We start from the raw sequence: 7646 nt of genomic DNA on the forward strand, positions 1-7646 counted from the left end.
CGGTGGCGCCGATCAGGGCGAGGGCCGCCACGGCACCGAAGGCGGCGACCGTGGAGGCGGCGGTGGCCGCGGCGGGCTGGTGGCGGGGGCCGCCCTCCGCCGTGCCCTCGGCGGGCGCCGCGGGCCCTGCTGCCACGGGCGCGGGCGCCGGCGCGGAACCGGGGGCGGAACCGGCCGCCCCGGGGGCGTAGCCGCCCGCCGCGCCCTTACGGGCGTAGCCGGAGCCGGGGAGCTTGTCGGCGTACGCGCGCGTGACCCGGTCCCGGTAGGCGGCGAGGGTGGTGCCGTTCCTGCCGACGGCGGTCACCGCGTCCTCGTCCAGCGGCAGCACCTTCGTGCCCTTCTGGACGTACCAGGCGTCGATCTGCGGTTCGCGGAAGACGAGGCCGCCGGGGAGCTTCCGGGCCCCCACGCGCGCGTAGCGGATCTCGTCGTCGCCGGTGGCGATGTTCACCACCTGCCAGCCGCCGGGTCCCCGCACGGTCCACAGGGACGCCTTCTGCCCGTCGGCGGCGACGGCGAGGCTGGCCCGGAACTCCTCGCGGGCCACCGGCGCGCCCGCCGTGCCGGCGACGAACTCCGCGGAGAGGATCCGCACCGGCACCGACGGCCCGGATATCCGGGGCGCCGCTGCGGTCCGGGCGAGCGCCCCGTCGCGGGCGAAGAAGCGGCCCAGGGTGGCGAGGGTCTCCGGCGCGGCGGCGGCCTGCTCGGCGGTCGGCGCGCTCGGCAGGGGCTCGACGGCCGGGGCGGCCGAGGCCGCGGGGGCGCCGGCGCCGAGGACGAGGAGCGCGGTGGCCGCTCCGGTGGCGAGTGCCGTGGTGGTCATGGTGGTCACGCCCCGATCCGGTAGAGGGAGTGGGTCCAGGAGAAGGAGGCGTTGTTCACGTACCACGCGTGGGAGGCCCAGTTGTAGCGATTGCTGGAAGGCCAGGGATCTCCCCAGTACACCCAGCTGTCGGCATCGTCGTAGCCGTACAGCACGTGCATGTGGCCGCCGCCGCTCGACCACTGGATGCGGGTCTCGATCGGGCGGCCGGCGTTGATCTCGGTCTGGACGGTGGAGTAGCGCAGCCAGCCGTCGACGTACGAGCCGGGGTTGATGCCCGCCCAGGAGAGGCCGGTCTGGACGTTGCCGAGGGTGGCCTGCCAGTTGGGGCAGTCGTAGCCCTGCTGCCGCTGGAAGGCGGCGTTGCAGAACTGGTTCTGGCTGTAGCCGCGGCCGTACCAGGTGGCGATGGTGTTCCCGGCGGCCGCCCAGCACCAGTTGGTCTTCTGCTGGGCCTGCATGGTGATGTTCAGGCGCTTGGCGGCGAAGGTGGCGGTGGTCTCGGCGGGTGCGGGGGCCGGCGCGGCGGACGCCGAGGCCGCGGCGGGGACGAGCAGCAGCGCGGCGGCGGCGAACGCCACGAGCCCGCTCCTCCTGTGCCGGAGTCGTCTGCGCATGGGGTTCCTCATGGGTTCCTCCCAGTGCGGGGGGTGGGGATGGGTGGGGGGTGCGTGGGGGGTGGGGTGGCGTCCGGACACCGCTTGGAGCATCGGTCGTTGTCGGGAGCGGGTCAACACGCTTCAATGCGGGGTGACATCGGGCTGTGAACGGTGTGGCCCGCGTGTGAACGCGGGTCCGCTGTCCACCAGCCCGCCCGCCGTCCGGGCCGCGGCGGTCCGTGCCCCGGGCGTGAACGTTCACCGAGGAGCCCGCGTGAGCCACACCGAGGCCGATCTGGTGCAGCTGCTGCACACCGGCCCCTTCCATCTGGCGCTGCGCACCGCGCTGGCCGTGCGCGGTCTGCCGCTCCAGCGGGTCCAGCACCATCTCGCGCACCGGGGCGTGAAGGTCGGGGTGACCTCGCTGAGCTACTGGCAGCAGGGCGCCCGGCGGCCCCAGCGGCCGGAGTCGCTGAAGGCGGTCCGGGCCCTGGAGGAGGTGCTCCAGCTGCCGGGGAACTCGCTGCTGCGGCTGCTGGCGGACGGCGCGGGCCGGGAGGGGGTGGAGCGGCCGGCGGCCCGCTCGTACCGCTCTCTGGTGGAGGCGTCGGGCGCGGTGGAGGGGCTCTTCGCGGAGCTGGAGTCGCCGGCGGACGGCGGGCTGCACACGGTGGGCCACCACGAGCGGGTACGGATCGGGCCGGGCCGGGAGCTGCTGGGGCGCGAGTCGCAGCACGTGGTGCGCGCGCACCGGGACGGCGTCGACCGCTACCTGGCGATCCACCACGGCGATCCGGGCTGCGACCCGGCGCGGGTGCGGGTGCGGGCGGTGGAGAACTGCCGTACCGGGCGGGTGCGGTGGCATGCCGAGACGGGGGTGCTGGTCGCCGAACTCCTCTTCGACGCCCGGCTGCGGGCCGGTGACACGCACCTGTTCACGTACGGCTTCGAGGACGGGACGGCCGGCCCGAGCGGCGAGTACGTCCGCGGCTTCACCTTCGCGGGCGGCCAGTACGTGCTCCAGGTCGCCTTCGACGAGGCGGCGCTGCCGGTGCGCTGCCGACGCTTCGCCCAGGCGTCGGCGGGCGCGCCGCGCGGTGGCCGCACCGAGCTGACGCTCGGCGGCCGGCACCGCACGGTGCACCTGGTGGAGCAGGGCGTGCGCCCGGGGATCCTGGGGATCGACTGGGACTGGTCCTGAGCCCTCAGGCGGAGGGCGCGGCCTTCGGTCCGGCGATCAGCTTGCCGTCCTCGACGCGGACCTCGACGGCGGGCAGCGGGACGGTGGCGGGGCCCTTGAGGGCCTTGCCGGTGGTGACGTCGAAGCGGCTGCCGTGGCAGGGGCAGTTGCCCTCGTTGTCCTCGATCTTGTCGAGGACGCAGCCGGCGTGGGTGCACTGGGCGCTGAACGCCTTGTACTCGCCCTTGGCCGGGCAGCTGACCAGCACCCGCTGCTCGCGGAAGAGCTTGGCCCCGCCCACCGGCACCTCGTCCGGCGAGCCGAGGGCGACCGGCGCGGTCGGCGTCGGCACCTGCGCGTGCCCGAGCTTGGAGTCGGTGGAGCAGGCGGCGACTCCCAGCCCGGCGGCACCGGCGAGAGCGGCACCCTTCAGGACGGTGCGGCGGGTGGACTGGCCGGACATGATCGCTCCACGGTGGCGGGGACGTTGGTCTGCCCCGACGATACCCACCCCGTTTCATGTGGTTTGGACCGCCCCCGGACCACCCGGCCCGCTACCGAACGTCACCGGAACACCCGCCGGGACAGGGCTCGGGCGACGTCCGGCACCCGCGCGCTGCGGCGCGGGCCGGGCCGGCGCCCCCGCGCCCGGCGGGCGGGGGGGGGGCGGCCCCCCGCGCGCCGGACGGTGGAGGCCCGCCGGGTGTCGGCTCGCGCGGGCGCGTCGCGCCGGGCCGTCCGGGATCCGGACGGCCCGGCGGCGGCGTCACGCCTTGCGGGTGCGGGTCGCCGTCTTCCCGGCCGGGGCGGCCTTCGTCGACTTGGCCGTCTTGGCCGTCTTGGCCGCCGTCTTCGCGGCCTTCGCGGCCTTCGCGGGCGCCGCCTCGGTGGCCTTGGCGGCCGTCTTCCGGGCCGGCGCGGCGGCCTTCTTCGCCGTCGTCTTCCTGGCCGCCGTCTTCTTCGCCGTGCCGCGCGGCGCGGGCACGCCCGCGTCGCTGATCCGGTCGGCGCCGAGGATCTCGCGGAGGAACTTGCCGGTGTGGCTGGCCGGCTCCGAGGCGACCTCCTCCGGGCTGCCCTCGGCGACGACCATGCCGCCCCCGCTGCCGCCCTCGGGACCCATGTCGATGATCCAGTCGGCGGTCTTGATGACATCGAGGTTGTGCTCGATGACGATCACCGAGTTGCCCTTGTCGACCAGGCCCGACAGGACCTTGATCAGCTTCGAGATGTCCTCGAAGTGCAGACCGGTCGTCGGCTCGTCCAGGACGTACACCGTGCGTCCCGTGGAGCGCTTCTGGAGCTCGGAGGCGAGCTTGACGCGCTGCGCCTCGCCGCCGGAGAGCGTCGGCGCCGACTGGCCGAGCCGGACGTAGCCGAGCCCGACCTCGTTGAGCGTCCGCAGGTGGCGGGCGATCGTGGGGACGGCCTCGAAGAAGTCGAGGGCCTCCTCGATCGGCATGTCCAGCACCTCGGCGATGGACTTGCCCTTGTAGTGGACCTCCAGGGTCTCCCGGTTGTACCGGGCCCCGTGGCAGACCTCGCACGGCACGTAGACGTCCGGGAGGAAGTTCATCTCGATCTTGATGGTGCCGTCGCCGGAGCAGTTCTCGCAGCGCCCGCCCTTGACGTTGAAGGAGAAGCGGCCGGGCAGGTAGCCCCGCACCTTCGCCTCCATCGTCTCCGCGAAGAGCTTGCGGACGTGGTCGAAGACGCCGGTGTACGTCGCCGGGTTGGAGCGCGGGGTGCGCCCGATCGGCGACTGGTCGACGTGCACGACCTTGTCGACGAGGTCGTCGCCCTCCACCCGCGTGTGCCGCCCGGGCACCGTCTTGGCGCCGTTCAGCTCGCGCGCGAGGTGGGTGTAGAGGATGTCGTTGACCAGCGTCGACTTTCCGGAGCCGGAGACACCGGTGACGGCGGTGAGGACGCCCAGCGGGAAGGAGACGTCGATGTCCCGCAGGTTGTTCTCCCGGGCGCCGTGCACGGTCAGCAGCCGGCCGGGGTCGACGGGGCGGCGGATGTCCGGCGTGGTGATCGCCCGGCGGCCGGACAGGTACTGCCCGGTCATCGACTCCTCGTTGGCGAGGAGCTCCTTCAAGGTGCCGGAGTGGACGACCTTGCCGCCGTGCTCGCCGGCGCCGGGGCCGATGTCCACGACCCAGTCGGCGACCTTGATGGTGTCCTCGTCGTGCTCGACGACGATGAGCGTGTTGCCCATGTCGCGGAGGCGGACCAGGGTCTCGATCAGGCGGTGGTTGTCGCGCTGGTGGAGGCCGATGGAGGGCTCGTCGAGCACGTAGAGGACGCCGACCAGGCCGGAGCCGATCTGGGTGGCGAGCCGGATGCGCTGGGCCTCGCCGCCGGACAGCGTGCCGGCCGCGCGGTTGAGCGAGAGGTAGTCGAGGCCGACGTCGACGAGGAAGCGCAGCCGCTCGTTGACCTCCTTGAGGACCCGCTCGGCGATCTTCTTGTCGCGGGCGTTGAGCGTCAGCCGGCCCAGGAACTCGGCGCAGTCGCTGATCGACATGGCGGAGACCTCGGCGATGGACCGGTCCATCACGGTGACCGCGAGCACGATCGGCTTCAGGCGGGAGCCCTCGCAGGTGGGGCAGGGCACCTCGCGCATGTACCCCTCGAAGCGCTCCCGGCTGGAGTCGCTCTCGGCCTCGCTGTGGCGCCGCTTCACGAAGGAGACGGCGCCCTCGAAGGCGGGGCTGGTCCAGGCGCGCTCGCGCCCGTACCGGTTGCGGTAGCGGACCTCGATCTGGGTCTTGTGCCCGTACATGAGGGCCTTCTTGGCCCGCTGCGGGAGGCCCGCGTAGGGGATGTCGGTGCGGAAGCCGAGGGCCTGCGAGAGCCCGTCGATCATCCGGCCGAAGTACTCCTTGGTGTGGCCGTGGGACCACGGGTGGATGGCGCCCTCGTCGAGGGACCTCTCCTCGTCGGGGACGACCAGCTCGGGGTCGACCTCCATGCGGGTGCCGATGCCGGTGCAGTCGGGGCAGGCGCCGAAGGGCGAGTTGAAGGAGAAGGAGCGGGGCTCCAGCTCCTCGAAGGAGAGGTCGTCGTACGGGCAGTAGAGGTGCTCCGAGTACATCTTCTCGCGCTCGGGGTCGTCCTCGGGGAGGTCGACGAAGTCGAGCACGACCATGCCGCCGGAGAGCCCGAGGGCGGTCTCGACGGAGTCGGTGAGGCGGCGCTTGGCGCTGTCCTTCACCGTGAGGCGGTCGACGACCACCTCGATGGTGTGCTTCTCCTGCTTCTTGAGCGTCGGCGGCTCGCTGAGCTGGATGGTCCGCCCGTCGACCCGGGCGCGGCTGTAGCCCTTGGTCTGGAGGTCGGCGAAGAGGTCGACGAACTCGCCCTTGCGCTCGCGCACGAGCGGGGAGAGCACCTGGAAGCGGCTGCCCTCGGGCAGCTCCAGGACCTTGTCGACGATGGCCTGCGGCGACTGGCGGGAGATCGGCCGGCGGCACTCGGGACAGTGCGGCTTGCCGATGCGGGCGAAGAGCAGGCGGAGGTAGTCGTAGACCTCGGTGATGGTGCCGACCGTGGAGCGCGGGTTGCGCGAGGTCGACTTCTGGTCGATGGAGACGGCGGGCGAGAGACCCTCGATGAAGTCCACGTCCGGCTTGTCCATCTGGCCGAGGAACTGCCGTGCGTACGAGGAGAGCGACTCGACGTACCGGCGCTGCCCCTCGGCGAAGATCGTGTCGAACGCGAGGGAGGACTTGCCCGATCCCGAGAGCCCGGTGAAGACGATGAGGGAGTCACGGGGGAGATCGAGCGAGACGTTCTTGAGGTTGTGCTCGCGCGCGCCACGGACGATGAGACGGTCGGCCACGCCGGTCCGCACCTTTCTTGAGAGAGCGGATGGACATAACACCCAACAACCAAGGATGCCGGATGCTTCCGTGGTCGGCGGCTGCCATCACCGAGCCTATAGCACGTACATTCGATTTCCGGCGGTCGTCTGCCTGCTTCACCCGAACGAGTGGTCGGCGCTAGGGTCGGCGCCATGATCGACCACGAGCGCGACCTCGCCTCCCTGCATGAAGCGACCGAGCGGCTGCTGACCGACGCCGCCTCCTGGGACAACGCCTCCGTCGCCCTGCCGTCACGGCTTCCCGGCTGGACGCGCGGCCACGTCCTCGCCCACCTGGCCCGGAACGCCGACGCCCTGGTGAACGTCCTCGAAGGCCGCCCCATGTACGCGAGCGCCGAGGCGCGCGACGCGGACATCGAGCGCGACGCCGCCCGCCCCCTCGACGTCCAGCTCGCCGACGTCCGCGCGACCGCCGAGCGCCTCCGGGCCACGGCCGCCGTCCCGGCCGACTGGAGCCGCACCCTCGAACTGCGCAACGGCGTCACCGACAGCGCCTCCCGCATCCCCTTCCGCCGCTGGGTCGAGGTGGACCTGCACCACGTGGACCTCGACTGCGGCTACGAGCTGGAGGACCTCCCCGAGGAGTTCGTCCGGCGCGAGATCGACTTCCTCGCCGAGCGGTTCGCCGGACACCCGGACGTCCCCTCCACCGGCCTCCGCGCCGACGACGGACGGACGTGGACCACCGGCGGCGGCGCCGAGGGCGGCCCGGTCGGCGTCTCCGGGCCCGCGCCCGAGCTGCTCGGCTGGCTGGCCGGCCGCCGCGACGGCTCCGCCCTGAAGACCGAGGGCGGCCCGCTCCCCCAGCTCCCGCCGCTCTAGGCACCGTTCCCGGGACCGCTGTCGGCGGGCGGGGCTAGGCTGAGGCCATGACGTACAGCGGAGCGGTGAGGGTGGGCGGTCCGGCCGACGTCCACGAGCTGAAGGACCTGATGATCTCCAAGGTCGCGGTCGGCCCGATGGACAACAACGCGTACCTGCTGCGCTGCCGGGCCACCGGCGCCCAGCTGCTCATCGACGCGGCCAACGACGCGGAGACCCTGCTCACGCTGATCGGTGTGGCCTCCGACGCCCGCCGCGGCACCCCCCCCCCGCACCGCGACACACAGCACGCCCCCTGCGAGGGTGTGGCCCCCCCCCCCCCCCCCC

At 73.0% G+C, this 7646-nt stretch carries 6 protein-coding genes and 1 pseudogene; 3 read left to right on the plus strand and 4 right to left on the minus strand.

What is annotated here, in order from left to right; translation table 11 throughout:
* Positions 1-829 (minus strand): hypothetical protein (locus tag ACFW1I_RS36935; RefSeq protein ID WP_384678274.1); only part of this gene is annotated, 829 nt, incomplete at its 3' end.
* A 5-nt stretch (positions 830-834) separates the two neighbouring features.
* Positions 835-1458: a papain-like cysteine protease family protein gene (locus ACFW1I_RS36940; protein WP_384678260.1), complete on the minus strand. Its 624-nt coding sequence runs from the start codon at positions 1456-1458 to the stop codon at positions 835-837.
* Positions 1459-1702: 244 nt separating this feature from the next.
* On the opposite strand from ACFW1I_RS36940, the gene ACFW1I_RS36945 reads away from it, so the two are divergent.
* Positions 1703-2629: a hypothetical protein gene (locus ACFW1I_RS36945; RefSeq protein WP_384678262.1), complete on the plus strand. Its 927-nt coding sequence runs from the start codon at positions 1703-1705 to the stop codon at positions 2627-2629.
* Between the two features lie 4 nt (positions 2630-2633).
* Here ACFW1I_RS36945 and ACFW1I_RS36950 read toward each other — a convergent pair whose 3' ends face one another.
* Both ACFW1I_RS36950 and uvrA read right to left on the minus strand, forming a co-directional pair.
* Positions 2634-3071: a Rieske (2Fe-2S) protein gene (locus ACFW1I_RS36950; protein WP_384678264.1), complete on the minus strand. Its 438-nt coding sequence runs from the start codon at positions 3069-3071 to the stop codon at positions 2634-2636.
* A 303-nt stretch (positions 3072-3374) separates the two neighbouring features.
* Positions 3375-6455, minus strand: a complete 3081-nt coding sequence (uvrA, locus tag ACFW1I_RS36955; RefSeq protein WP_384678266.1) for an excinuclease ABC subunit UvrA — start codon at positions 6453-6455, stop codon at positions 3375-3377.
* A 174-nt stretch (positions 6456-6629) separates the two neighbouring features.
* On the opposite strand from uvrA, the gene ACFW1I_RS36960 reads away from it, so the two are divergent.
* Positions 6630-7319 (plus strand): maleylpyruvate isomerase family mycothiol-dependent enzyme, encoded by a 690-nt coding sequence (locus tag ACFW1I_RS36960; protein ID WP_384678268.1) that lies wholly within the window; start codon positions 6630-6632, stop codon positions 7317-7319.
* 47 nt (positions 7320-7366) lie between these two features.
* A pseudogene (locus ACFW1I_RS36965) lies at positions 7367-7646 on the plus strand (MBL fold metallo-hydrolase); the annotation flags it as partial.

This window comes from Streptomyces sp. NPDC058955, assembly GCF_042741435.1.
In the GTDB taxonomy this organism is placed as follows: domain Bacteria; phylum Actinomycetota; class Actinomycetes; order Streptomycetales; family Streptomycetaceae; genus Streptomyces.